This is a genomic window from Lysinibacillus halotolerans, from assembly GCF_003711845.1.
Classification (GTDB): Bacteria; Bacillota; Bacilli; order Bacillales_A; family Planococcaceae; genus Ureibacillus; species Ureibacillus halotolerans.
The window spans coordinates 1-1,162 of sequence record NZ_RHLQ01000107.1 but is presented as its reverse complement, the minus strand read 5'-3'; the positions used below and the strand labels follow the sequence as shown (position 1 = coordinate 1,162).

The window sequence follows — 1,162 nt, the reverse complement described above, 5'->3', positions numbered from 1 at the left end:
TGCTTGGGCGCGCATATCCAACAGCGCGCTTACCTTATCCTACTGCGTCCCCCCATTACTCAAACGGCGGGGAGGTGGTACAGGAATATCAACCTGTTGTCCATCGTCTACGCCTATCGGCCTCGACTTAGGTCCCGACTAACCCTGAGCGGACGAGCCTTCCTCAGGAAACCTTAGTCATACGGTGGATGGGATTCTCACCCATCTTTCGCTACTCATACCGGCATTCTCACTTCTAAGCGCTCCACCAGTCCTTCCGGTCTGACTTCAACGCCCTTAGAACGCTCTCCTACCACGGACATCAAAGATGTCCATCCACAGCTTCGGTGAATCGTTTAGCCCCGATACATTTTCGGCGCAGCGTCACTCGACCAGTGAGCTATTACGCACTCTTTAAATGATGGCTGCTTCTAAGCCAACATCCTGGTTGTCTAAGCAACGCCACATCCTTTTCCACTTAACGATTACTTTGGGACCTTAGCTGGTGGTCTGGGCTGTTTCCCTTTTGACTACGGATCTTATCACTCGCAGTCTGACTCCCGTGTATAAATATCTGGCATTCGGAGTTTGTCTGAATTCGGTAACCCGAGATGGGCCCCTAGTCCAAACAGTGCTCTACCTCCAGTATTCTTAATCACGAGGCTAGCCCTAAAGCTATTTCGGAGAGAACCAGCTATCTCCAAGTTCGATTGGAATTTCTCCGCTACCCACACCTCATCCCCGCACTTTTCAACGTGCGTGGGTTCGGGCCTCCAGTGAGTGTTACCTCACCTTCACCCTGGACATGGGTAGATCACCTGGTTTCGGGTCTACGACCACGTACTTAATACCGCCCTATTCAGACTCGCTTTCGCTACGGCTCCATCTTCTCGACTTAACCTTGCACGTAATCGTAACTCGCCGGTTCATTCTACAAAAGGCACGCTATCACCCATTAACGGGCTCTAACTACTTGTAGGCACACGGTTTCAGGTTCTATTTCACTCCCCTCCCGGGGTGCTTTTCACCTTTCCCTCACGGTACTGGTTCACTATCGGTCACTAGGGAGTATTTAGCCTTGGGAGATGGTCCTCCCGGATTCCGACGGAATTTCACGTGTTCCGCCGTACTCAGGATACACTCAAGAGAGAATGAACTTTCGACTACGGGGCTTTTACCCTCT

General features: G+C 51.4%; 1 rRNA gene. It reads right to left on the bottom strand.

Going from position 1 to position 1,162, the window contains the following annotated elements:
* Positions 1-1,162: ribosomal RNA gene (locus tag EC501_RS18305) — 23S ribosomal RNA — on the bottom strand; the annotation flags it as partial.